Origin of the sequence: Paraburkholderia sp. SOS3, assembly GCF_001922345.1 — a bacterium.
GTDB lineage: Bacteria > Pseudomonadota > Gammaproteobacteria > Burkholderiales > Burkholderiaceae > Paraburkholderia.
The window spans coordinates 75,647-101,170 of record NZ_CP018812.1; the positions used below are offsets into that span (position 1 = coordinate 75,647).

Below are 25,524 nucleotides of genomic sequence, written 5' to 3' on the forward strand. Positions count from 1 at the left end.
GATCATGCATGACAGAGCAGTCGATCCCCACGCGCATGAACACGCGCACTGCCTGCCGTTCGGGGCGCAAGTGCTCGGCGCGCGCGGCACGAAGCCGCGCACGCGCTTTCGCTTCTGGGCGCCGTCATGCAAGAAAGTGGAACTCGTGATCGAAAACGGCAGCGCGTGTGAAGGCGCGCATCAGATGAACGAATCGGGCGGCGGCTGGTTCGACCTCGAAACGGCATGCGGTCCCGGCACGCTGTATCGCTACCGTCTCGACGGCAAGCTGAGCGTGCCCGACCCCGCGTCGCGTTTTCAGCCGCAGGACGTGCATGGCCCGAGCGAAGTCGTCGACCCGCGCGCGTATCAGTGGCAGCACACGCAGTGGCAAGGCAGACCGTGGGAAGAAGCGGTGATCTACGAATTGCATGTCGGCGCGCTCGGCGGCTACGAAGGCGTGAAGCAGAAGCTGCCGTCGCTCGTCGAACTCGGTGTGACCGCCATCGAGCTGATGCCGCTCAACGAGTTCCCCGGCGAGCGCAACTGGGGTTACGACGGCGTGCTGCCGTTCGCGCCCGATTCGGCCTACGGCCGCCCCGACGATCTGAAAGCGCTGGTCGATGCCGCGCATGGGCTCGGGCTGATGGTGATACTCGACGTCGTCTACAACCATTTCGGGCCGGACGGCAATTATCTGCATCAGTACGCGGAACCGTTTTTCCGGGCGAATACGCATACGCCATGGGGCCCGGCCATCGATTTCGAACGCACGGAAGTGCGTGAATTTTTCTGCGACAACACGCTGTACTGGCTCAATGAATACCGCTTCGACGGACTGCGTTTCGATGCGGTTCACGCCATTCGCAACGACGACTGGCTGCGCGAAGTCGCGGACCATATCCACGCGAAAGTGCAGCACGGGCGCCACGCGCATCTGATCCTCGAAAACGAGCGCAACACTGCGAACCTGCTCGATACGCATTTCACCGCGCAATGGAACGACGATGCACACAACGCGCTGCACGTGCTGCTGACCGGTGAGACCGAAGGCTATTACCACGCGTATGCGAAAGAGCCGATTCGCCAGCTTGCGCGTGTGCTGTCGAGCGGTTTCGCGTATCAGGGCGACCCGTCGCCGATCCACGACGACGAGCCGCGCGGCGAACCGAGCGGCCACCTGCCGCCCACTTCGTTCGTGATGTTTCTGCAGAACCACGATCAGATCGGCAATCGCGCGATGGGCGAACGGTTGCGCACGCTGTGCTCCGACGACGCGTTGCGCGCGGCCATCGGACTTCTGCTGCTGTCGCCGCAAATTCCGCTGCTGTTCATGGACGAAGAGTACGGTTCAGAGCAGCCGTTTCTGTTTTTCACCGACTACACGGGCGAACTCGCCGACGCGGTCCGCGAAGGCCGCCGCCGCGAATTCGCGCGCTTCGCTTCGTTCGCCGACGAAAAGCGCCGCGCGCAGATTCCCGATCCGAACGATCCGCAAACATTCGTGAAGTCGTCGCCGCGCGGCGCCGACGACGCATCGGCTGAACGGCTCGAATGGATGCACTTCTACAAATCGGCGCTTGCCGTGCGCGCGAAACTGATCATGCCGCGCCTGAAGCATGCGAAGCCGCTTGGCGCGTCGGTGCTCAAAGCGCGGGACGGCAGCGAAGCCAAGGCGCTCGCCGCGCGCTGGAAGCTCGCGGATGGCGAAACGCTGTCGATCGTGCTGAACCTTGCGGACCAACCCGTGCCTCTGCCTTCGACCGATCGGCCGCCGGGCAAGGTGATCTTCGAAACGCCGCCGCGTGCGCGCGATCGTATCGGAGACAGCGAACTGCCTGCGCATTCGTTCGTCGCGTGGCTGACCGGCGACGTCTGCGAATACGCAACCGGACACGATGCGCGACGGCGCGCCAATGAGGAGTGATGCGCGTGAAAGCAGCCCGCCGCCCCAGCGAATCGATCGCCAGCCTCGCGACACGCGCCGGTTTCGAAATCGAATGGCAAGACGCGCATCAGACGATGCGGCGTGTGCCGGACACCACCCTTGCCGCGCTGCTCGAACGAATGGGATTGCCGTGCGGCAACGCCACGCAGATTCGCCAGAGCGGCGCCGCGCTCGACGCCGAACTGTCGGGCCGCAAGCTGGCGCCGTTGATGACGGCCGAATGCGGACGCGGCATCGCGCTACCCGCGGCTTCGATCAAGTCCGGTAGCCGCTATCGGATCGAGCTCGAGAGCGGCGCGCTGATCGACGGCCGTTTTACCGCGCCCAAAGGCGAAGCCGCCTTGCTCGCGCCGATCGACGAACCCGGCTATCACACGCTCGTCATCAACGATCACCGGATGACACTCGCCGTCGCACCGGCGCGCTGCTATACGCTCGACGATGCATGGCGCACGCTGCATGCGGCCGATGCGGACAAAAAACCGACACCGCCGCTATGGGGCATTGCCGCGCAGATCTATGGGCTGCGGCGCATCGGCGATGGCGGCATCGGCGACTACACGTCGCTTGCGACGCTCGCGATCGAAAGCGCGAAGCGCGGCGCCCACGCGCTGGCCGTGAGCCCGACGCACGCGATGTTCAGCGCGCTGCCCCAGCGTTTCAGCCCGTATGCGCCTTCGTCGCGCTTGTGGTTGAACGTCGCGCATATCGATCCCGCTGCCGTATTCGGCGCGCAAGCCGCGCGTCATGCGATCGAAGCCGCGCAAGCCGGCGACGCGTGGCAACGGCTCGAAACGCTGCCGCTGATCGACTGGCCCGCTGCCGTGCCGCTCAAGCTCAAGGTGCTGCGCACCCTGTTCGAACAATTCTGCGCGCACGACCGCGCGCAGGATCTGCCGCGCGCACTCGAGTTTCACGGCTTCTGCACGCGCGGCGGCCGCGCGCTCGAAGATCACGCGCGCTTCGAAGCGCTGCACGCCTGGCAACTCGCGCGACCCGACGGCGAAGGCTACTGGCGCAAATGGGCAGAGCCGCTGCGCGATCCGCGCAGCCCCGAAGTCGAGGCGTTCGCGAACGAACACCGGCATGAAGTCGAGTTTCATCTGTTCCTGCAATGGCTCGCGGCGAAGGGGCTATCGCATGCGCAGCACGCGGCGCGCGATGCGGGGATGGCGGTCGGTCTGATCGCGGATCTCGCAGTGGGTTGCGACAGCGCGGGCAGTCATGCGTGGTCGTATCGCGACGACATGCTGCATGGCGTGTCGGTCGGCGCACCGCCCGATCTGTTCAATCAGGCGGGTCAGTCGTGGGGGCTGACGACATTCTCGCCGCGCGCGATGCGCACCCAGGGCTTCTCGGCGTTTATCGACATGCTGCGCACGGTGTTCGCGCATGCGGGCGGCGTGCGCATCGACCATATTCTCGGTTTGCGCCGTCTATGGCTCGTGCCCGAGGGCGAGCGCGCGAAGAACGGCGCGTATCTGCGCTATCCGCTCGATGACATGCTGCGCCTGATCGCACTCGAATCGTGGCGTCATCGCGCGATCGTGATCGGCGAGGATCTCGGCACCGTGCCGCCCGGATTTCGCGAGCGGCTCGCCGATCACGGCCTTTCCGGCATTCGTGTGCTGTGGTTCGAGCGCACGCCCGACGGCGACGGATTTCTGCAGCCGTCCGAATGGGATCGCCACGCGGCCGCGACGACGACCACGCACGATCTGCCGACCGTCACGGGCTGGTGGCGCGGCGAAGACATCATGTGGCGCAACCGTATCGGCCAGACGGCGCCGCGCAGCGACGGCCGCGACCCGGTCGAGGCGGCGCAGGCCGAACGCGCGACGGACCGCGCCGCGCTGTGGCGCGCCTTCCAGCAGGCGGGCGTTGCCGCGCGCGATGTCGATGCGCCGCCGGTCGGGCAGGCGCCCGTCGACGAAGCACTCGCGTTTGTCGCCGCGACGCCGTCGCCGCTCGTGACCTACCCGCTCGAAGACCTGCTCGGCCTCGAAGAGCAGCCGAACCTGCCCGGCTCGATCGACGAGCATCCGAACTGGCGCCGCCGCGTGAAGCAGCCGGTCGACGCGTTGTTCGCGGATGCGGCTTTCTGCGATCGCCTGCAAGCGGTCGACGAGGCGCGTGCGGCTGCTTCGGCAGGCATGCCTGCCGGAACGGGCACACCGGGCACGCCAGATGCTGACGGCTCATCCACTGCTGCCGGCACCGCCGCTTCCTCCTTGCCTAACACGCCATGACCGTCCCGCGCTCCACGCTGCGCCTCCAGTTCCATCGGGGCTTCACCTTCGACGATGCGCTCAAGCATCTCGACTACTTCGCCGCGCTCGGCATCAGCCATCTGTATGCGTCGCCGGTGACGACTGCCGTGCCGGGCTCGATGCATGGCTACGACACGGTCGATTACACGCAGGTCAGCGCCGAGTGCGGCGGCGAAACCGCGTTGAAAAGACTTGCCGACAAGCTGCATGAGCGCGGCATGGGATTGATCGTCGACGTCGTGCCGAATCATATGGGCGTCGCGGGATCGGGCGCGCATAACGGATGGTGGCGCGACATTCTCGAATGGGGCAGACACAGCGCATTCGCGCGCCACTTCGACGTGGACTGGCATTCTCCGGACCCCGCGCTGCGCGGCAAGGTGCTGCTGCCGTGCCTGGGTGCGCCGTACGGCGAAGAGCTCGCCGCGGGCCGCATCGCGTTGCGCTTCGCGGCGGACACGGGGCGCTTCAATATCGAGTATGGCGATCATGTGTGCCCCGTGTGCCCCGTCGATTACGCGGCGCTGCTGCAGTCGGCCGATCGCGCCGATCTGAGCGCGATCGCCGCGCAGTTTCGCGGCCTCACGACGCAACCCGCCGATCAGCCGCGCGCGGCGCAAGCGTGCGATGCGCTGCGCGACTTCGCGAGGCAGAACGGCACGACGGCGATCGAGTCCCTCCTCCAGGCGTACGCGCCTGAAGACCCATCGACGCGCGACCATCTGCATCGGCTGCTCGAGCGCCAGCACTACCGGCTTGCGTGGTGGCGCACCGCTGCCGACGAAGTGAACTGGCGGCGCTTTTTCGATATCAGCACGCTCGCGGCGGTGCGCGTCGAGCGGCCCGAAGTGTTCGAGGCGGTGCACGCCCTCGTGTTTCGACTCTATGCCGATGGCGTGATCGACGGCGTGCGCATCGATCATATCGATGGGCTCGCCGAGCCGCGCGAATATTGCCAGCGCTTGCGGCAGCGGCTTTCGGAATTGCGCGAGGGCGCGCCGTATATCGTGGTCGAAAAGATTCTCGCGCGCGGCGAGCCGTTGCGCGACGACTGGCCTGTGGACGGCACGACGGGCTACGACTTCATGAACGACGTCGGCGCCTTGCTGCACGATCCGCGCGGCGCCGAGCCGCTTGCGTCGATGTGGGCAGAAATCAGCGGGCGTAGCGCGGAATTTGCCGACGAAGCGCTAATCGCGCGCCGCAAGATTCTGAACGAGAACCTCGCGGCGGAACTCGACCGCGCCGCGCGCGCGTTGCATCGCATTGCACGCGATAACCTCGCGACGCGCGATTTCACGTACACGTCGATCCGGCGCGTGACCGGCGAGCTGGCCGCGCATTTTCCCGTCTACCGGATCTATCCGCAGAACGGCGTGCGCAGTGCGGCCGACAACGTCTATTTCGACAAGGCGCTCGACGCCGCGCGGCAGGTGCTGTCGCGCGCGGATCGCACGGTGCTCGAGCGTGTCGATATGTGGCTCGGCAGCGGCATCGACGAGCCTGCCGCAGGCACTCACGAGGCTCGCGCCGAGAGCGCGCGCGAACCGGCCAATCTGCGCACGAACGCGCGCGCGAACCAGCTCGCGCAGCCACCGATGCAAGGCGCGGCGGCTGGCGCATTCAATCATGCGGCCGCCGCGCGCCGTACGGTGCAAACGTTGTTCTCGCAACTGACCGCGCCCGTTGCCGCGAAGGCGATCGAAGATACCGCATGCTATCGCTATGGCCGCCTGATTTCGCGCAACGAAGTCGGCGCCGATCCGGGCGAGTTCGCGATATCGGTCGATCAGTTCCATGCGAGCAATCTCGAGCGCGCGCGGCGCTATCCGCATGCGATGCTTGTGACGGCGACGCACGATCACAAGCGCGGCGAAGACGTGCGCGCACGGCTCGCGGTGCTCAGCGAGATCGCCGACGAATGGAGCGCGACGCTGCGCGCGTGGTCGACCTTGAATACGCCGCAGCGGCGCGCACTGTCCGGCGATACGACCGCCGACGTATTGAGCGACGCATTGACGGGCGACTGGGCGCCCGGCCCCGCAGCGGAAGCGATGATCTATCAGACGCTGGTCGGCTGCTGGCCGCCCGATCTCAGCGCCGACGACGAAGACGGTATCGCGGCACTTGCGGAGCGCGTCGCGCAATGGATGCTCAAGGGGCTGCGCGAAGCGAAGCTGCGCACGAACTGGTTCGCGCCCGATGAAGCATTCGAAAACGCGTGCCGCGCATTTCTGTTCGACATTCTTGCGCCGCAACGGCGCGATGGATTTTTGCGCGAGTTGTGCGCATTCGTGGCGCGGATCAGCCGAGCGGGGGTCGTCAACAGTTTGCAGCAAACCATCCTGCGGCTTGCGTCGCCCGGTGTGCCGGATCTCTATCAAGGCACCGAGTTGTGGGACTTCAGCCTTGTCGACCCCGATAACCGGCGGCCTGTCGACTTCGAGAAACGGGCCGCGATGCTCGCGCAACAGCCGCCTTCGGCGTTTCTTGCCGACTGGCACGATGGCCGCGTGAAGCTCGCGATCGTGCAACGGATGCTGGCGCTGCGCACGCATCTGCCGGAGTTGCTCAGTCAGGGCGCGTATTTGCCGCTAGCAGTGGAAGGGGCACATGCAGAGCGCGCGATTGCGTTTGCGCGGCGGCAGGGCAATGCATGGGCCGTCGTGATCGCAACGCGGCTTGCGGCGCCGCTGCTTTTCGAACGCGGTGCCGATGCCAAGGCTGTCGATAACGTAGCGGACGATACTCCGCTTGTCGAGCCCGCTCGCTGGGAAGACACGGCCGTCCGGATGCCGGAAGAACTGTTCGCGCGCGCGATGTTCGATTGGGTCAGTCCGGCCGCGCCGAAAGTCGCAGACAACGGGTTGCTGTACCTGCGCGATGCGTTGACGTCGATGCCCGTCGCGGTGCTTGTCGAGGATGGCGTGCCGCGCGCTTAGGCGGCATTTCGCCTCGTGACTGCGGCTCGACTGCGGGTCGACCGCAATTCAACCGCCTTCGTCGTCGAATACCTTCGGGTACACGCGCACGAGCACGATGCGCGGCCCCGTCATCTTCTTCACGACGATATCGAAGCGGTCGAACTCCACGCGCTGCCCTTCGGCCGGCAAGTCGCGCAGCGCCTGAATCACGAGACCGCCGACCGACTCCGCGCGGCCTTCGTCGATATCGATGCCGAGCGCGCGCTCGAGCGACACCACGGGCAGGCTCCCCTTGCCCATCAGCGTGCCGTCGTCGAGGCGCGTCCAGTCCTGATCGCCCTGGCGGAACTCGTCGTGAATCTGGCCGACCAGCGCGCCGAGCAGATTGTCGAGCGTCAGAAAGCCGATCGGCTTCTCATGCTTGTGGCCAACGAGCGCCAGATGCGGCGCGCCCTTGCGAAAGCGGCGAAACAGCTCGAGTGCCGGCATATCGGGCTTCACGTATTGCACGGGACGCACATACTTCGACAGGTCGTCCAGCGAGTTCGCCGCATGCCGCGCGAGCAGCAGGTCTTTCAGGTGAATCGTGCCGGCGACGCGTTCGCCCGACGCGTCTTCGAATAGCGGATAGCGGCTGAAACGATGGCGCGCGACGATCTGCATGTTGTCGCGCCACGGCAGATCGCGGCGCAAGCTCACCAGTTCGTGCGCGGGCCGCATCAGATCGGAGACGGTCATGCGCGAGAAATCGAGCGAATGCGCAATCGTGTTCCATTCGTCGGGACTGTACGTGCGGCCCGGCAGTTCGATTTCGTCGGCCACGCTCGTGCGACGCGCGCGCAAAATGAGCTTCAGTTCTTCGTTTGAATAGTGCGTGTCGCCGCCGTGATCGGCCGATAGACCCGCGATACGCAGCACCGCATTCGCGCTGTTGTTGAGCAGCCAGATCGCCGGGTACATGGCCCAATAGAACGCGTACAGCGGCAGCGCGACCCACAGCGAAATTTTCTCCGCCTGGCGGATCGCAAGGGACTTCGGCGCGAGCTCGCCGACCACGATATGCAGAAACGAAATGACCGAGAACGCGAAGAACAGCGAGATGCCGTGTATCAACTGCGCGGACTCGACGCCGAGCACGCCGAAGACCGGCGTCAACAGATCCGCAAAGGCCGGTTCGCCGATCCAGCCGAGGCCGAGCGAGGCGAGCGTGATGCCGAGCTGACAAGCCGACAGATACGCGTCGAGCCGTCGATGCACGGTGGCGAGCAGCTTGCCTCGTACGCCGTGTTTTTGCGCGAGCGTCTGCACGCGCGTCTGCCGCAACTTCACGAGACCGAATTCGGCCGCAACAAAAAAGCCGTTGAGGGCAACGAGCAGCAACGCACCAATAAGGGCGACGACCTGAATCAAGGCGACGGGCTCCGGCGACAAAACCGCCAGTATAGAGGGTGAAAGGCCGGCGAAAGTGGTATGTACGCGCAAGCGCCTGGGAAGGGCCAACGAAGCGCTTATAGCAGCGGATACGAGACCCGCTGCCGGGAATGTCGGAATCGAGGTGCCGATCCGGCGGCCGGGCCCGCCTTGCCGCGCGCCTTGCGATTCAACCCGCGTTCAACGGTACACGCAACGACAGCTTCGCTTGCTGCCCCTGGGCGAACTCGCCTTGTTCGAACGCGCCTTCATGCGCTTCGGCAACGCGCTTGCATAGCGCAAGCACCCACGCAATGCGCCCTGCTTCGCGCGGCTCGCAGGCCTGCTTGCGCGCAAAGGTTTCGAGCAGGTGCGGTAGCGCTGCGTCATCGAGCGCATCGGGCGCCGCGGTGTAGGTCGCCGTCGCGTGCCACATCGAGGTGTCGGCATGCGTGTCGAGCGTGACGATCGAATCCGGCGCGCTCGCTTCGGTTGCGAAGGTCAGCATGAGCCAGAGCGCGGCGGCAAGACGCTCGCGGTCGCCATCGAGTTGCTCGGCGGCAAGCGGCGTTTCGAGCATGAGCCTCACGCCGCGCGGTTGCGCGAGCATCTCGCGCACGTCCATCACGGTCGTATCGACGAGCGGTCGCAATTCGATCAGCTCGCGATCGAGTACGAGCGACTTCGTCTCGGCGCGTGTGGTGTCGACGATCGATTCGAGCAACTGCACCTGCTGCTCGACGCCGCTGCGGATACCTGCCAGCGCACGCTGCGCCGTCGCATCGGCGCCATCGATCTTGCGCTCGAGCACGTAGGCCCAGCTGTGGATCGCGTTGAGCGGGCTGCGCAGGTCATGAGAAACGAGCGACAGCACATGGTCCCGCATGAAAAGCGCGGTCTGCGCGCACAAACGGGCAACCCGTTCCGACGCCGCGGCGCCGGGCACGCCCAGTTCATGACTGCTGTTCGCTGGGAAAGGCGTGGTCACGGTCGACATCCTCGTAACAGTTCGTGATTCGCGGTTTGATTCGAATGGGTCTGATTCGAACGGGATTAGTTCGGCGTTTGATTCGGCGTTTGGTTCAGAGCGTGGTTCAATAGCCAGCCAATATTATAGGCAAGCCCATTGCACGGAACTGCGCGCCGCAGTACTGATTCGCTGTATATACGCAACGCGCCTACAATATCGGTTTCAATCGAACTTCAAGGGAGCAACTTATGCCGACCGTGACCACCGAATCGGGCCTGAAATACGAAGATCTGACCGAAGGCGCCGGCGCCGAAGCGCGTTCGGGCCAAACGGTCAGCGTTCACTACACGGGCTGGCTCACCGACGGCCAGAAGTTCGATTCGAGCAAGGACCGCAACGACCCGTTCGCGTTCGTGCTCGGCGGCGGCATGGTCATCAAGGGTTGGGATGAAGGTGTGCAAGGCATGAAGGTCGGCGGCGTGCGGCGTTTGACGATTCCGCCGCAACTGGGCTACGGTCCGCGCGGCGCGGGCGGCGTTATTCCGCCGAATGCGACGCTCGTGTTCGAAGTCGAACTGCTCGACGTCTGAGCTTCACACCGGGCTTCCAGGCCCCGAATCAGGCACTGAGCAAACGGAGAAGGCGCACAGTCTATGGCCAGCGGCATCGTCACCGTTGCGTCGCCGAGCGTTTCGTTGCGGCGCTTTAGCGCAAGCGAAGCGTCGGACGTGCACGAGTTCCATCAGATCGTGCTCGGCCTCGACGGCTCGATGGTGATGGCCGTCGACGGCATCGAGCGGCAGATCGATCGGCGTTCGGCATGGCTCGTGCCGGCCGGTTCGCGGCACGACTATGCAGGGATAGGCGACAACCGGCAGCTCGTGCTCGATTTGCCGGCCGCGTCGCTTGCGGTGCCCGAGCGACTCTTCGAACGTGCGCGGACAATGGATGTCGATAGCGCGTTGACGCAGTTAGTGGGGCAGATCGCCGCGCGCGCAACGAACGGCGTCGGCTTCGCCGAGGCAAACGATAGTCCCGCCGCGTTGCGCCATTTCAACTGGAATGCGGCTACGCAGCTATGTGCGGCGCTTGTGCAAGGCGCCCGTGGTTTCGCAAACTCTCCTGGCACATCGGATGCGCAGCGTGCCGCCGCGGGACTCGACTTCGCGCGCATCGACCGCTGGTTGCGCGTGCATCTTTCGGAGCCGCTGCGGATTGCCGATCTCGCCACGCATTGCGGCTTCGGCTTGCGGCGGTTCCATCAGCTTTTCATCGAAGCGTTCGGCGAGACGCCGCATCGTTATCTGCAGCGCTTGCGGCTCGATACGTCGATTACGCTGCTTGCGGATCCGCGCCGCTCGTTGACCGACGTCGCGCTCGATGTCGGGTTCGGCGATCAGAGCGCGTACACGCATGCGTTCACGCGCCGCTTTGGCATTGCGCCGGGGCAGTGGCGCGCGTTGCGGCACTGAACCCCGCCTCCTTCGTTATGACACAGGCGCGCGGCAACTGCGCCATGCCGCCGCTTACGCGCCGTTCAGACCACGCTCGAGATCCGCGCGAACATCGGCCGCGTCTTCGAGCCCCACCGCGAGCCGGATTAGTCCTTCGGTAATACCCGCCGCCGCGCGTGCTTCGGGCGTGATGCGCGCGTGCGTCGTCGTGGCCGGATGCGTGATCGTCGTGCGCGTATCGCCGAGATTGCCGGTGATCGAGCAGATCTTCGTGCTGTCGATAACACGCCATGCGTTTGCGCGCTGCGCTTCCGGCGTATCGCCCTTCAGTTCGAACGACAGGATCGCGCCGCCCGCCTTCTGCTGACGCTTTGCGATCGCGTATTGCGGATGCGATTCGAGACCAGGATAGAACACGCGCTTCACTGCCGGATGCGTTTCGAGCCAGCTTGCGATTGCAAGCGCATTCGACGACTGACGCTCGACGCGCAGCGACAGCGTTTCCATGCCCTTCAACAGCACCCACGCGTTGAACGCCGAGAGCGTCGGACCCGCGCTGCGTACGAACGGAAACACTTTTTCCATGATGAACTGCCGCGAGCCGACCAGCGCGCCGCCGAGCACTCGACCCTGACCGTCGAGAAACTTCGTAGCCGAATGCATGACGACATCGGCGCCAAGCTTCAGCGGCTGCTGCAGCGCGGGGCTGCAAAAACAGTTGTCGACCACGAAAAGCGCGTTCGCCGCCTTTGCGATTTTGCCGATCGCATCGATATCGGCAATTTCAGTCAGCGGGTTCGACGGCGTTTCGAGGAAAAACATTTTCGTTTCCGGGCGCACGGCGTTTTTCCATGCGTCGAGATCGGTCGGGTCGACGAATGTCGTCGTGATGCCGAACTTGCTGAAGATCTGCGAGAACATGCCGAGCGTCGAACCGAACAGGCTCTGCGAACTCACGAGGTGATCGCCCGCCTGCATCGCCGACATCACGACCGACAGAATCGCGCTCATTCCCGATGCGGTCGCCATGCACGCTTCGCCGCCTTCGAGCGCAGCGAGCCGGTCCTGGAACATCGTCACGGTCGGGTTCGTGAAGCGTGAATAGGTGTACGAGTCTTCCGAGTTCTTGAAGCGCTCGGCCGCTTCGGCCGCATTCGCGAAGACGAAGCTCGAAGTGAGGAACAACGCTTCGGAATGCTCGCCGAAGTCGCTGCGCAGCGTGCCCGAACGGACCGCGAGGGTATCGAAGTTGAAGGTATCGTCCATAGTCGTTCTTTCCGTTCTCTTCCGGTTGTTCCGTTGTCTCGCACCGGCACACGCCGGCAACAAAAAAGCCCGCATTGCGTCGGCAATCAGCGGGCTTTGTGTGCGGAGTAGCTTGAGCGCGAGCGGCGCGCTTGCGCGGCCACCGTTCGCTTTAGCTGTTTCGGGCGGCCTTTGTCAGGCTGCCCTGCGTCCGCAAGCTGAATTCAAATCGACGCAAGAGGCGATTCTAACACCGTCGCTATCGCGCGGCGTCATTCGACCGACAGCTGCAAATGCAATTGCGAACGCGCTGTGCCACCGTCGATCGCGTCGCTCGCCGCATCGCGGTCCGATTGCGCGGCCGGCGCAAGACGCGCGAGTTCGACGCCGTCGAGGTATTCGCTCGTCACGTCGCCGGTGATGTAGTTGCCATCGAAGCACGATGCATCGAAGTCTTTCAGCGCCGGATTGATGTCGCGCACCGCGTTCTTCAGCGCGTCGACGTCCTGATACACGAGGAAATCGGCGCCGATCATGCGCGCGACTTCGTCATCCGTGCGGCCGTGTGCGACGAGTTCGCCGCGCGTCGGCATATCGATGCCGTATACGTTCGGGAATTTCACCGGCGGCGCCGCCGACGCGAAGATCACCTTGTTCGCGCCCGCGTGGCGTGCCATCTGCACGATTTCATGCGACGTCGTGCCGCGCACGATCGAATCGTCGACGATCAGCACGTTCCTGCCCTTGAACTCGATGCCCATCGCGTTGAGCTTCTGGCGCACCGACTTCTTGCGCACGGCCTGGCCCGGCATGATGAAGGTGCGGCCCACGTAGCGGTTCTTGAAGAAGCCTTCGCGATACTCGACGCCGAGCTTGGCGGCAACCTGCATCGCTGCAGGGCGCGACGAATCGGGAATCGGCATCACGACGTCGATCTTCAGGTCGGCCGGCAAGACGCGCCTGATCTTCTCGGCCAGATAGTCGCCCATGCGCAGACGCGCGTTATATACGGGCACGCCGTCGAGCACCGAGTCCGGACGCGCGAGATAGACGAGTTCGAAAATGCAGGGGTTCAGGCTTGCGTTCGTCGCGCACTGCTGCGCGTGGAAGTTACCGTCGAGATCGATAAACACCGCCTCGCCCGGCTGCACGTCGCGCACGAATTCGAAGCCGATGCCCTCGAGCGCCACCGATTCCGATGCGAGCATCCATTCGGTGCCGTGTTCCGTCTCGAGCTTGCCGATGCACAGAGGGCGAATCCCGAACGGGTCGCGGAAACCGACGAGGCCGTATCCCGCGATCAGCGACACGATCGCGTACGAACCGCGCACGCGGCGATGAACGCCCGACACGGCCTTGAACAGCGCCGCTGGATCGAGTTCGAGGCCCGAGCTCGCGAGCTGCAGTTCGTGCGCGAACACGTTGAGCAGCACTTCGGTGTCGGAGTTCGTGTTGATGTGACGGCGATCGACGCGGAACATCTCGTCTTTCAGCTGCGGCCAGTTGGTCAGATTGCCGTTGTGCGCGAGGATGATGCCGAACGGCGCGTTCACGTAGAACGGCTGCGCTTCCTCTTCGCTCGACGCGGAACCCGCAGTCGGGTAGCGCACCTGGCCGATACCGACGTTGCCCGGCAAGCTGCGCATGTTGCGCGTGCGGAACACGTCGCGCACCATGCCGTTCGCCTTGTGCATGTGGAAGTTGCTGCCGTTCGCCGTCGCGATGCCCGCGGCGTCCTGACCGCGGTGCTGCAGCAGCAGCAGGCTGTCATAGATCAGCTGGTTGACCGGGGATTGGGAAACTACGCCTACGATGCCGCACATGGCATGTCCTTCAAAGGTACGAAATTCGTTACGGCGGCCGGCTTGCTTGCGCCGGCGTGCCGCCGCGCTTCACGGGCCGGAGGAGGCCGCGGTGTTGCCGTCCGCCCCGGCGCTCACGTCGTCTACATGCACGTACGCCGCAATTGCATCCGGAAGCAACGGCTTCAACTCTCGCACGCCCTGCTCCGCATACGGCCGCAGCAACGCGTTACGCCAGAATGCCTGCTGGGGCAGTTCGGTCAGTCCTGCGAGCGCGACCAGAACCAGCACCAGAATGACCCCGCGCACGAGGCCAAACATCAATCCAAGCGAGCGGTCCACGCCGCTCAACCCCGATACCTGCACCAACCGGCTGAGCAAGGCGTTTGCCACCCCCGCCACCAGCATCACCGCGATCACGATGACCGCAAACGCAAGCAGCCATTGTGTCAGCGCACCGCCTGGCCAATGCTCGGGCATGTACGGCACGACGAGCCCGACAAACCGGCATGCGACCAGAAACGCCACGATCCAGCCGATCAGCCCGAAAATTTCGGACAGGAAGCCGCGCCACGTGCCGCGCAGCGCCGACAGGCCGATCACCGCCATAACAGCGTAGTCGAACGCAGTGAACATCGCCGGCTTATTGCGCCGAACCGTTGTTCGGGCCCGACGTCAAGCCGGCTTCACGAACCTTCGCTATCGCCGCCGACGCTGCCGCGCGGTCCGCAAACGGCCCTGCGCGCAGCAATGTTCGCATCGAACCGTCGGCTTGCTTCCGCTTTTCGAGATATGCGGGCACGCCGGCCGCTTTCAACTTGCTGGCCCAGCTACGCGCGCTCGCGTCATCGGAAAACGAGCCCAGTTGCACCGCGAAGCGGTTGCCCGGCGGCGACGTCGGCGTGCCGGATTCGGCAAGCGCGGCTGTCGCGCTCTGCGCGGTGGATTCTGGCCGTGTGCCTGTCTGGGTTGCCGATTGCGTCGATCTGGCTGCCGGTTTCGCCGCAGCCGCGTTGTTCGCAGCTGTTACGGGCGCCTGCTGAACCTTGCCGGCAGACTGCGTTTGCTGTTGCGCCTGCTTCCCCGGTTCTTCACCCTGCGTGTGTGTCTGTGTCGCGCCGTCACGGCTCGACGACCCGTTCGCGGCGGTCGCCGACGGCGCCGGCACGCTTTGCACGCCCGCCGCGGCACCCTGGGCACCTTCGGGTGCGACCGGGTTATCGGGCGCAACGCCCGCCTGGGTATCTTGCGGATCCTGCACGCGTGCCCGCGATACGGGGCGACTCGGAATATCGATTGAAATATCGTCGGTGACGGGCTTCGGGTGCGAATCGAGCACCATCGGCAGGATAACGACCGCCGCGACCACCAGTGCGATCGCGCCGACCAGACGCCGCCGCGCGCGCTGCTTTTCCGGCAAGGTGGGATCGAGAAGCATCGCGTCTGCATCGCCGGCCCGTTCGGTGCGCCGGGTTCGCCTTTCGACGCGCTCGCTACGATCGGCCGCGCTTGAACTCCGGTTTGAGCCCCGTCTGGAACTGGAATTTGCGCCGCGCCGGCCGGACGCGTCGTCTTTCTTGCCGAACGAGAAAATTGCCATGAATGCCTTGGTTCGAGGCTGCCCGCGTTCAGTGTTGCTGCGATTTCCGCCAGGCCATCACGCCCGCAACGGTAAAGAAACTTCCGAAAACCACGATTCTATCATTGTCGGAGGCCCGTTTTAACGCATCCTGAAATGCTGCCGAAGGCGAAGCGAAGCGCGTCACGCTGTGGTCCGCACTATCGGCAACACCGGCGGCAACACCGGCGTCGCGCAGTGCGGCCTCGAGTTGCTCCGCGGACGCGCCGCGCGGCGTCGGCAGGTCGGTCACGCACCAATGGTCAATTTCGCCCTTCAGATGGCCAAGCACGCCTGCAATGTCTTTATCGCGCATTGAGCCGAACACCGCGTAAGTGTACGGAAAATAGCCCATATTGCCGAGATTTTGCGCGAGCACCGCTGCCGCGTGCGGATTGTGCCCAACGTCGAGCACGACTGACGGCTTGCCCGGCAACACCTGGAATCGGCCCGGCAATTCCACGTTTGCGAGGCCGAGGCGAATGTCTTGCGCAGAAACCGGCAGCCGGTCGCGCAACGCTTCGAGACCCGCGAGCGCAGCCGACGTATTGATCAGCTGGTTGGCGCCGCGCAACGCCGGATAAGCGAGCGCCGAACGGCGCAGCGAACGGCCGACGTAATTCCACTGCTGGCGCTCGCTGCCCGCCTGCCCCTCGTAGCGAAAATCCTTGCCGAACATCCATAGATCGGCGCCGATCTTGTGCGCATGATCGATCAACGTCTGCGGCGGCAGCGGGTCGGCGCAAATCGCCGGCTTGCCCGCGCGGAAAATGCCGGCCTTCTCGAACGCGATCTTGTCGCGCGTATCGCCGAGGTACTCGGTGTGATCGATGTCGATGCTCGTGATGATCGCGCAATCGGCATCGAGAATATTGACTGCGTCGAGGCGTCCGCCAAGGCCCACTTCCATGACGACTGCGTCGAGGCCGCGCGACGCGAACAGATGCATGATCGCGAGCGTCGTGAATTCGAAGTACGTCAACGACGGCTGCCCGGCGAGGCTCAGGCGCGCTTTTTCGACCGCTTCGAAGTGCGGCAGCAGATCGGCGTCGCTCGCGTTCTGCCCGTTCACGCGTGCACGTTCGTTGAACGACAGCAGATGCGGCGATGTGTGACAGCCGACCGTATAGCCGGCGCGCAGCAGGATCGACTCGAGAATCGCGCAGGTCGACCCCTTGCCGTTGGTGCCGCCGACCGTGATCACCGGACATGCGAACGACAATTGCAATGCGTCGCGAACCCGGCTGATTCGCGCGAGGCCCATATCGATACCGACCGGATGCGCAGTTTCGAGATGCGTGAGCCACGCATCGAGGGTGGGGAATGTGCTCATCGAATGAAACGGAAGTGCGGTCCGCAATTATCGCGGAAACGACAACGCGCCGCTTGCTGTCGCTCGCGGCGCGTTGTCTGTGCATCACGGCGTACGAGGCGCGCAAGCGCCGTCAGTGGGTTTGGCCTGGCCCTCGGCGGCCTGAACGCCTCCCTGCCGAATCGTTGGATCAGGCGACCGCGTCGGCCGGCTGACGCGTGAGCAACGCCATCAGTTGTGCGATTTCCTCGCGCAGCTTGCGACGGTCCACGATCATGTCGATCGCGCCCTTCTGCAGCAGGAATTCGGCGCGCTGGAAGCCTTCCGGCAGCTTTTCGCGCACGGTCTGTTCGATCACGCGAGGGCCCGCGAAGCCAATCAGCGCCTTCGGTTCGGCGATCACGACATCGCCGAGGAAGGCAAAGCTCGCCGACACGCCGCCCATGGTCGGATCGGTCAACACCGAGATAAACGGCAGCTTCGCTTCAGCGAGGCGCGTCAGCATCGCGGTGGTCTTCGCCATCTGCATCAGCGAAAGCAGGCTTTCCTGCATTCGCGCGCCGCCTGAAGCGGTGAAACAGATAAACGGCACCTGCTGTTCAAGCGCGTTTTGCGCACCGCGTGCGAAACGCTCGCCGACCACCGAGCCCATCGAGCCGCCCATGAACGAAAACTCGAAACACGCCACGACCACGGGCAGCGTGTGGATCGCGCCGCCCATCACGACCATCGCGTCGGTTTCGTCGGTTTCGTCGATCGCTTCTTTCAGACGGTCCGGATACTTGCGGCTGTCCTTGAATTTGAGCGCGTCGACCGGCAGGATTTCCTGGCCGATCTCGTAGCGGCCTTCCGCATCGAGCAACCCATCGAGCCGCTCGCGCGCGCCGATCCGCATATGGTGATCGCACTTCGGGCAGACGTGCAGATTCGCCTCGACGTCGTTGCGGTAAAGCACCGCTTCGCACGAAGGACATTTGATCCACAGGCCTTCCGGAATGCCTTTGCGGCTTTTCGGATCGGTTTGCTTGATTTTGGGCGGCAGCAATTTGTCGAGCCAGCTCATATTGATTTTCTCCGGGCCTCCGGTACGCGTCACTTCACGCGCAATGCGCGCAACGCGTACCGACGACCTTGTTTCTGATGTTGATCGATTGGCTGATCAGGCTGTGCGGGCGCCCGCACCAATCGAATCGATTGCCTGACGGATTTCCCTGATAAACCGGGTCAGCGATTCGGCGGCGGCTTCGGGAGCCGCGTCTTCGAGCAGATTGACGATCCGGCTGCCGATCACGACTGCATCGGAGACTTCCGCCACTGCCCGCGCCGACTGCGCATCGCGAATGCCGAATCCGACCCCAACCGGAAGCGGCACCCGCGACTTGATGGCCGGGATTTTACCTGCAATATCAAGAACGTCCAGATGCGCCGCACCGGTCACACCTTTCAGCGACACGTAATAGACGTAACCGCTCGCCACGCGGCCGACCGCCGCGATGCGTTCGTCGGTCGAGGTCGGCGCGAGCAGGAAGATCGGATCGATGCCGGCGGTCTTCATTTTCTCGGCGAACGGCCCGCATTCCTCAGGCGGGTAATCGACGACCAGCACGCCGTCCACGCCCGCTTCGTTCGCGGCTTTCGCGAATGCGTCGGCGCCGATCCGCTCGATCGGGTTCGCGTAGCCCATCAGCACGATCGGCGTTTTGTCGTCTTTCTCGCGGAAGCGCTTCACATCCGCGAGCACATCGTTCAGCGTGACGCCTTTCGCGAGCGCGCGCTCCGACGAGCGTTGAATGACCGGGCCGTCTGCCATCGGGTCTGAAAACGGTACACCGAGCTCGATGACGTCCGCGCCGCCTGCGACGAGCGCGTGCATGAATTCGACGGTGCGCTTCGGATCAGGGTCGCCCGCGGTGATGAACGGGATCAGGCCTTTGCGTTTTTGTGCGGCAAGGGCCGCGAATACCTGGTTGATTCGTGACATGTTGATTTTCTCGAAGTCGATTGACTGCGCGCTGGTCTGGCTGACCTGTCGGCGTAACGCGGGCTCGGCGACTACGCCGAGGCCACCGACGTTGCCGAAGCCGCCGCCAAACTGACGCGTTCTCGCGCTATCGCGCAGTAACTTTCATTGATTTCATAGCCGACGAACTGGCGCTGCTGACGCGCGCAAGCCACTGCAGTGGTGCCGCTTCCCATGAACGGATCGAGCACGCGACCGCCCGGGGGGCAGCTTGCGAGCACCATCCGCTCGACGATTTCCAGCGGCTTTTGCGTCGGATGGTCGACACGCTCGGCATGTTGCCGATGCAAACGCGACACGGACCAGACGTCTTTCGGGTTGTAGCCCATCTCCAGCCACTTGCTGCCTTCGAACAACTTGCGCGAACGCGCCTTCTTCGTAGCCGCATCGTACGGGATACGGACGGGATCGAGATCGAAGTAGTAATCCTTCGAAACCGCGAACAGACCGATGTTGTCGTGCACGGACGTGAAGCGCCGTGTGGTGCCGCCCATGCTCGGCACGCGCCGATCCCAGATGATCTCGTTGACCATCGTGAGTTTTGTCTTCAGAAAGCAGAAGATCTCAGGCGCGTATTGCCACGTGCAAAAGATATACAACGAACCGGCCGGCTTGAGCTTGGGGATTGCGAGCTCGAGCCATTCGCGCGTCCAGGCGAGAAAAGTGTCGCCCGAACGCATGTCGGAGTCGTTGCCGTAGTCCTTGCCGAGCCCGTACGGCGGATCGGCGAGGATCAGGTCGATCGACTGGTCCGGCAGGTTCGCCGCATCGGTCAGGAAATCGCGGTTGCGAAGTTCGATCGTAGCCGACACCGGCAACAGGAGCGCGGGCGCGGCAGGCGGTGTCGGCGGTGGCGCGACTGGTGCGCCGGTCTGAGTCTGAGTGCCCACTTGATCGGTTAACTCGTCGGTCAACTGAGTGGGCACCCGAGGGGGCAACTGGGCAACCGGTTGTCCCGCAGCCGGTTGCACGGCTTGCCCCGCCTCCACCGCTGCGGTGTCGAGCGCCGGTTGCGGTTCCTCGAACTCGTCGCGCATCGCCGCGGCGCTCAGAACTTGATGCCCGATCGCTCGGCGACCGTATGCATGTCCTTGTCGCCACGGCCCGACAGGTTGACCAGCAGAACCTTGTCTTTCGGCAGCGTCGGTGCGAGCTTCGTCGCGTACGCGAGGGCGTGGCTCGACTCCAGCGCGGGAATGATCCCTTCGATCCGGCAGCAGTCGTGGAACGCCTTCAGCGCTTCTTCGTCGGTGATCGCAACGTATTGTGCACGACCGCTGTCCTTGAGCCAGGCATGCTCGGGACCCACGCCCGGGTAGTCGAGACCGGCCGAAATCGAATGCGTTTCGATAATTTGACCGTTCTCGTCCTGCAGCAGGTACGTGCGGTTGCCGTGCAATACGCCCGGCGTGCCACCCGTCAGCGACGCGGCATGGCGTCCGGTGTCGATGCCGTCGCCGGCTGCTTCGACGCCGATCAATTGCACCGATTTGTCCTCGATATACGGGTAAAAGATGCCCATCGCGTTCGAACCGCCGCCAATGCACGCGATTACGGCATCGGGCTGACGACCAACGAGCTCGGGCATCTGCACCTTGCACTCGTCGCCGATCACGCGCTGGAAATCGCGCACCATCATCGGATAAGGATGGGGACCCGCCACCGTGCCGATAATGTAGAACGTGTTCTCGACGTTGGTCACCCAGTCGCGCATCGCCTCGTTGAGCGCATCTTTCAGCGTGCGCGAGCCCGATTCCACGGGCACGACGGTCGCACCAAGCAGCTTCATGCGGTAAACGTTCGCAGCCTGCCGGCGCACATCCTCGACACCCATGTAGACCACGCATTCCATACCGAAGCGCGCAGCGATCGTCGCAGTGGCGACACCGTGCTGGCCCGCGCCCGTTTCGGCGATCACGCGCGGCTTGCCCATACGCTTCGCGAGCAGCGCCTGGCCGATCACGTTGTTCACCTTATGAGCGCCGGTGTGGTTCAGGTCTTCGCGCTTCAGATAAATCTGCGCGCCGCCGAGCAATTCGCTCCAGCGTTGTGCGTGATAAACGGGGGAGGGGCGACCGACGAAATGCTTCAGTTCGCGCTGATACTCAGCGATGAAGTCGGCGTCTTTCTGGGATTTTTCGTATGCAATGCGCAGCTCTTCGAGCGCATGCATAAGGGTTTCAGCGACGAACACGCCGCCATATTGGCCAAAATGGCCTCGTTCATCAGGTAAGTTATACATATCGTCACTCTTCAGTATGCCGGGCCGGCGTTTGATCAACACCTGCGCGGCCTGAATCATCCAGCGTCCGCCTGTCTGACTGCGTGTACGAACGCCGCCATGCGGGCGTGATCTTTCACGCCCTTCGCGCCCGGTACTTCGATGCCGCTCGAGACATCGACCGCGTACGGGCGCACGCGACGTATCGCTTCACCGACGTTTTGCGCGTTCAACCCACCACTCAAAACGGCCCGACGCGCGAGTTCTGCTGGAATAAGTGACCAATCGAAAACCTTCCCGCCGCCGCCATAGCCTTCGACATGCGTGTCGAACAGAAGACCGCTGGCGGCTGAATAGTTAAGCGCCGATTTTACCAAATCGTCCGGCCGAGTATCAGGCTCAATGCGCAATGCGCGCAACCATGGCAAACCCGCGACGCTCGCGAGCGCCTCGCATTGGTCGGGCGTCTCGTCGCCGTGGAACTGCAGCAGCGACAGCGGCACGTCGCAGACGACATCGCGCACCCAGTCCGGCGTCGCGTTGACGAAGAGTCCGACCACCGACAGAAACGGCGGCACGTTGCGCGTCAATTCGACGGCCTGCGCGACGCTCAGCGCACGCGGACTCGGCGGGTAGAACACGAGGCCAATCGCGTCCGCGCCGAGGTCGACCGCGCAATCCACGTCCGATGGCTTCGACAGGCCGCATAGCTTGATGCGCGTGCGGTGCGGGACGGTGGCCGCCGCGCCTGTCGCGGAGGGGGTCTCTGCGGTGCCGGCTTGCGCCGGCGGGCTCGAAGGAGTTGCGTTCATGATGGCGATTCGTCGCTCCAGACATGGGCCCACGGCACGCTGCCGACCGGCGCGGACGGCACGGCGAATTCGTCGGGATACCCGACTTCTGCGAGATATAGCCCGTCGGGCATGAAGGTCGGCGCCGCGTTATTGCGATCGCGGCTAGCCAATACCCCGGCGAGCCAGTCGACAGGATACCGCCCGCGCCCGATTGCGACGAGGCACCCCATCAGGTTACGCACCATGTGATGCAGGAAGGCGTTCGCGCGAAACCGGAAGTGGATGAAGTCGCCGGCGCGGCGGATGTCGATCTGGTACAGGTGTTTGACCGGCGTCTTCGCCTGGCATTCCGACGAGCGGAACGCCGAGAAATCGTGCTCGCCGAGCAGGCACGCGGCGGCGGCGCGCATCGCCTCGATATCGAGCGGCGTATGGATCCAGCCCGCGCGGCCCGCGAGCATCGGCGAGCGCACCGGGTTCACGTAGAGCATGTAGTAATAGGTGCGCTCGAAGGCCGAAAAACGCGCATGGAACGTGTCCGGCATCGGCTTCGCCCACTGGACCGCCACCGTCGACGGCAGGAACGCATTGGTGCCGCGCACCCACGAAAAATCGGCGCGGTCGAGTTCGGTGTCGAAATGAACCACCTGTCCAAGCCCATGCACGCCCGTGTCCGTGCGGCCCGCGACAATCGTATGCAGCGGGGTCTGCGCGAATTCGCGCAGCGCGCGCTCGAGTTCGTCCTGGACCGTCTTGCCGTGCGGCTGCGATTGCCAGCCGCAAAACGCCGCGCCGTCGTACTGGATGCCGAGTGCTATACGCATCGCGACATCGCGCCTCAGGACAGCGGCGCGAGCGTCGACAGCATCGCGCGCGCTTCGTTGCGCGTCGCGGCGTCGTTGGACTCGATCACTTCGTTGATCAGCGTCCGTGCGCCCGCGACGTCGCCGAGTTCGATGTATTCGGCGGCCAGTTCGAGCTTGTTGCGCGCGATGCGGGCAAGCTCTTCGGGCGTGAAGGTCGGCAGCGGCTGGGCGGGACCCGGCGGCAACTCGAGGTCGAAGTCGAGCGCGAGCGGGCCGTATTTGGCCGCGCCCATGCCGGCGATCGCGCCGTGACCCGCTGTGCCCGCCTCGATCTGCTCTCCGACTCGCGGCGGCTCGGGCTCGTGCGGGGGTACCGCCTGCTGCGCGGTCACTTCGGGTTCGACGACCGGTTGCGTGGTCAACGATGCGGGTGGCGTGACCGGCTCGGCAGGTTCGGCAGCACGCGGGGGCAAGGACATGTCGAGGCTGCCCAGCGCGGCCAGCGCGGCGCGCGGGAATTGCGGTGCGGCCGCGTGCGTTTCGTCGGATTCTGCCGCGGAGGGTTCTGCTGCTGATTCGGGGGCCGCTGCGGGTTCTTCGGCTACGGGTTCTTCGGCTGTCGGTTGTTCAGCTACGGGCTCTGGAGCGGGTTGGTCAGCCGACGGCTGCCGTGCTTCGCTAAAAGGCTCTGCATGCACGACCGCTTCGGTATCGGCTGTTGCCGCGGCCGGTTCCGTGGACATCGGCTCCGAAAGTGTCGGAATGCTGTCGATGTCCGCGGTCGCGGCGGCGTGTTCGGCGCTCGTGGCCGGCGTCGCGACATCGGGCGGCAGTTCGGCAGCGGGCCCGGTCGGCTCGGTATGCTCCGTCGGCGTGTCCGGCTCGATTTCGGGTGCTTCGGCATCGGTTTCGTCGATCGGTGGCGCTTCGTGTGCCGACGCATCAGCTCGAGCCGCCGGGGGCTCGAAAAGCGATTCCCGATTACTACTGTGATCGTCTGGCTGATCGAACGCCTGCGGTTCGCGCGACGGATCGGCGCGCTGGTCGCGCGTCGCAGCCGCATCGAGCGCGGCGGCCCCGGTCACGCCGGTTGTCGCCGCGGCCGCGCCCGATGCCGTCGTCGAATGCGCGGCCGATGCGCCGTACTGCGCGGACGTCACGCCGCTGCCGGCAGGCGGTGAAACGCGCTCGGTCAACGGCGGGACGTCATCGACATCGTCCGATGGTAACGGCGGCTCATGCGTTGCGGCGGACACGCCGCTCTTCGCCATCGCGTCGTAAGCGTTGGCGGCGCCGCGTGCTGCGCTGTTCGCAGCGGCGGATTCCACGGCTTGCACGCCGCCGTCCGGGGCGCTCAATCCCGCGCCACTGCGCGCGCGCGCGGCCGACGCGCCATCGCGCTTGCGCCGGCGCATCGCGAGTCCCGCGACTACCGCGGCTAGCAGCGCGCCGATCAGCGCGGCCGCGCCGACATATTCCTGCTTCGACGTCGACGTAGCAGCCGCCGGCTGCTGCGGCGATGCAGATGCGGCCGGCGGACGCGCGGCCATCGCCGGCGCACTCGTCGCTCCAGCCGCTCCCGACGCGCCGACGCCCGGCGCCGGCTGACCATTCGCCGCCGCGACGCCGCTTGCCGTCTGCGATTTCCCTATACCGTGCTTCTGGAGCTCCATGAGCACACGGTTCTTCAGCGCGAGCAACTGCTGAAGGCTTGAAACCTGAGTCCGCGCTTGCGACGCCCCTTGCGGCGCCCCGGCCGATGCCGCCTGGGCACCGCTGGCGCCCGCGGCGGGCTGAACCGGCGCGGACTGGATCGAACCCGACCACACGTTGCCGCTGCTCGCCGCGGCAGCCTGCGAACTGCTGGCGCCGGTGGCCGGCGCAGACGCCGATGGTGCCGATGGTGCCGATGCCGGCGCGACTGCCGCAGTCGCGTTTGCCGGCGCCGATGCCGCAGCCGACGCCGACGCGTCGGCGACAGGCGCGCTCGCCGGATTCGTCGGATTCCCCGCGGTCGGCGAAGATGCCGTCGCTGCGGCAGCCGTCGCCGAACCCGCCGCAGCCGCCTGCCCGCCTGCTGCCTGCGCAGCGCTGGCATTCGCACCGGCGGCCACTGCTGCCGCCGAACCCGCGGCGGCCGAACTCGCTGCGTTGCCTGCCATTGCAGCGGCCGGCCCCGCAACCGCGCCACCGGGCACCGCGGCCGCCATAGCGCCCGATGCCGTCGTCGCAGCAGAAGCCCCTGCCGCCGCTGCGCCTTCCACCGCAGCGCCCGTCGCATCGAGCGCCGGCACGTTCAACAGCGCGCCGATCTTCATCCGGCTCGGGTCGTTCTTCATGAACGCGCTGGGATTGGCGTCGAAGATCGCTTTCGTGGCGCGCGCGAGCACCGCCCGGTCATGCGACTGCGTGGCCGCGACTGCGATGTCGTGCAGCGACTGCCCGGCCTGCACCGTCACCTGGCTCGCCCCTGCGGGCACCGCGGGCGTACTCGCGGCGGCGGACATACTCGCCGCGGCCGGCGCGCTCGCGGCCGCGGCACCGCCGGGTGCCGCCTGGGCAGCACACGTTTGCGCCGCGGCCAGCAAAACAGCGGCCGTTACCGTGCGCAAGCGTGCGCCGTCGAACATCGCCGCGGCGTGCAGGAAAGGAAATCGAGCGATCATCGGTGCGCTGTGCGCGTGCGCGCGCAGCCCAGTTTGGCGAAGTGTGCTTGCGCGGTTTGCGATGAACAAAGACAAGATGTAGAAG

19 protein-coding genes are annotated in these 25,524 nt (G+C 65.0%); 5 read left to right on the top strand and 14 right to left on the bottom strand.

What is annotated here, in order from left to right:
• The first annotated feature begins 4 nt into the window (after nt 1–4).
• From treZ to treY, 3 genes are read left to right on the top strand one after another with little or no spacing between them, the layout of a single operon-like run.
• On the top strand, nt 5–1,906 hold the full coding sequence (treZ, locus tag BTO02_RS20410) for a malto-oligosyltrehalose trehalohydrolase (protein ID WP_075161227.1): 1,902 nt from the start codon (nt 5–7) through the stop codon (nt 1,904–1,906).
• The gene (malQ, locus tag BTO02_RS20415; protein WP_075159095.1) at nt 1,906–4,176 is read left to right on the top strand and encodes a 4-alpha-glucanotransferase; all 2,271 of its coding nucleotides are present in this window, start codon (nt 1,906–1,908) and stop codon (nt 4,174–4,176) included. The genes treZ and malQ overlap by 1 nt, the downstream gene beginning before the upstream one ends.
• Nucleotides 4,173–7,139 carry a malto-oligosyltrehalose synthase gene (treY, locus tag BTO02_RS20420; RefSeq protein ID WP_075159096.1) on the top strand — a complete coding sequence of 989 codons (2,967 nt, stop codon included), beginning with the start codon at nt 4,173–4,175 and terminating at the stop codon, nt 7,137–7,139. Before malQ ends, treY begins: the two co-directional genes overlap by 4 nt.
• A gap of 48 nt (nt 7,140–7,187) precedes the next feature.
• Here treY and BTO02_RS20425 read toward each other — a convergent pair whose 3' ends face one another.
• Both BTO02_RS20425 and BTO02_RS20430 read right to left on the bottom strand, forming a co-directional pair.
• A complete protein-coding gene (locus BTO02_RS20425; protein WP_075161228.1) occupies nt 7,188–8,531 on the bottom strand; it encodes a hemolysin family protein in 1,344 nt (447 codons plus the stop codon).
• Between the two features lie 190 nt (nt 8,532–8,721).
• Entirely contained in the window at nt 8,722–9,528 is an 807-nt protein-coding gene (locus BTO02_RS20430) for a sensor histidine kinase (protein WP_075159097.1), read from the bottom strand.
• 221 nt (nt 9,529–9,749) lie between these two features.
• Between BTO02_RS20430 and BTO02_RS20435 the strand changes: the two genes are divergently transcribed.
• Together BTO02_RS20435 and BTO02_RS20440 are read left to right on the top strand one after the other, a co-directional pair.
• The gene (locus BTO02_RS20435; protein ID WP_075159098.1) at nt 9,750–10,091 is read left to right on the top strand and encodes an FKBP-type peptidyl-prolyl cis-trans isomerase; all 342 of its coding nucleotides are present in this window, start codon (nt 9,750–9,752) and stop codon (nt 10,089–10,091) included.
• A gap of 63 nt (nt 10,092–10,154) precedes the next feature.
• Nucleotides 10,155–10,973: a helix-turn-helix domain-containing protein gene (locus tag BTO02_RS20440; protein ID WP_075159099.1), complete on the top strand. Its 819-nt coding sequence runs from the start codon at nt 10,155–10,157 to the stop codon at nt 10,971–10,973.
• A 54-nt stretch (nt 10,974–11,027) separates the two neighbouring features.
• Here BTO02_RS20440 and BTO02_RS20445 read toward each other — a convergent pair whose 3' ends face one another.
• From BTO02_RS20445 to BTO02_RS20505, 12 genes are all read right to left on the bottom strand, one after another.
• Complete coding sequence (locus tag BTO02_RS20445) at nt 11,028–12,221, bottom strand: O-succinylhomoserine sulfhydrylase (RefSeq protein WP_075159100.1); 1,194 nt, start codon at nt 12,219–12,221, stop codon at nt 11,028–11,030.
• Nucleotides 12,222–12,472: 251 nt separating this feature from the next.
• Nucleotides 12,473–14,023, bottom strand: coding sequence for an amidophosphoribosyltransferase (gene purF / locus BTO02_RS20450; RefSeq protein WP_075159101.1), 1,551 nt, complete (start codon nt 14,021–14,023; stop codon nt 12,473–12,475).
• Between the two features lie 69 nt (nt 14,024–14,092).
• Nucleotides 14,093–14,638, bottom strand: coding sequence for a CvpA family protein (locus BTO02_RS20455; protein WP_075159102.1), 546 nt, complete (start codon nt 14,636–14,638; stop codon nt 14,093–14,095).
• 7 nt (nt 14,639–14,645) lie between these two features.
• Nucleotides 14,646–15,602 (bottom strand): SPOR domain-containing protein, encoded by a 957-nt coding sequence (locus BTO02_RS20460; protein WP_075159103.1) that lies wholly within the window; start codon nt 15,600–15,602, stop codon nt 14,646–14,648.
• A 28-nt stretch (nt 15,603–15,630) separates the two neighbouring features.
• Nucleotides 15,631–16,953, bottom strand: coding sequence for a bifunctional tetrahydrofolate synthase/dihydrofolate synthase (gene folC, locus BTO02_RS20465; protein ID WP_075159104.1), 1,323 nt, complete (start codon nt 16,951–16,953; stop codon nt 15,631–15,633).
• Between the two features lie 169 nt (nt 16,954–17,122).
• Entirely contained in the window at nt 17,123–17,995 is an 873-nt protein-coding gene (gene accD, locus BTO02_RS20475) for an acetyl-CoA carboxylase, carboxyltransferase subunit beta (RefSeq protein ID WP_075159106.1), read from the bottom strand.
• Nucleotides 17,996–18,091: 96 nt separating this feature from the next.
• Nucleotides 18,092–18,913: a tryptophan synthase subunit alpha gene (gene trpA, locus BTO02_RS20480; protein ID WP_075159107.1), complete on the bottom strand. Its 822-nt coding sequence runs from the start codon at nt 18,911–18,913 to the stop codon at nt 18,092–18,094.
• Nucleotides 18,914–18,984: 71 nt separating this feature from the next.
• Nucleotides 18,985–19,989, bottom strand: coding sequence for a site-specific DNA-methyltransferase (locus BTO02_RS20485; RefSeq protein ID WP_156883929.1), 1,005 nt, complete (start codon nt 19,987–19,989; stop codon nt 18,985–18,987).
• Between the two features lie 11 nt (nt 19,990–20,000).
• Nucleotides 20,001–21,194: a tryptophan synthase subunit beta gene (gene trpB / locus BTO02_RS20490; RefSeq protein WP_075161230.1), complete on the bottom strand. Its 1,194-nt coding sequence runs from the start codon at nt 21,192–21,194 to the stop codon at nt 20,001–20,003.
• A 56-nt stretch (nt 21,195–21,250) separates the two neighbouring features.
• Nucleotides 21,251–21,985 carry a phosphoribosylanthranilate isomerase gene (locus BTO02_RS20495; RefSeq protein WP_075159108.1) on the bottom strand — a complete coding sequence of 245 codons (735 nt, stop codon included), beginning with the start codon at nt 21,983–21,985 and terminating at the stop codon, nt 21,251–21,253.
• On the bottom strand, nt 21,982–22,791 hold the full coding sequence (gene truA, locus BTO02_RS20500; RefSeq protein ID WP_075159109.1) for a tRNA pseudouridine(38-40) synthase TruA: 810 nt from the start codon (nt 22,789–22,791) through the stop codon (nt 21,982–21,984). Before truA ends, BTO02_RS20495 begins: the two co-directional genes overlap by 4 nt.
• 14 nt (nt 22,792–22,805) lie before the next feature.
• Nucleotides 22,806–25,439 (bottom strand): FimV/HubP family polar landmark protein, encoded by a 2,634-nt coding sequence (locus BTO02_RS20505; RefSeq protein ID WP_075161231.1) that lies wholly within the window; start codon nt 25,437–25,439, stop codon nt 22,806–22,808.
• Nucleotides 25,440–25,524: the final 85 nt, after the last annotated feature.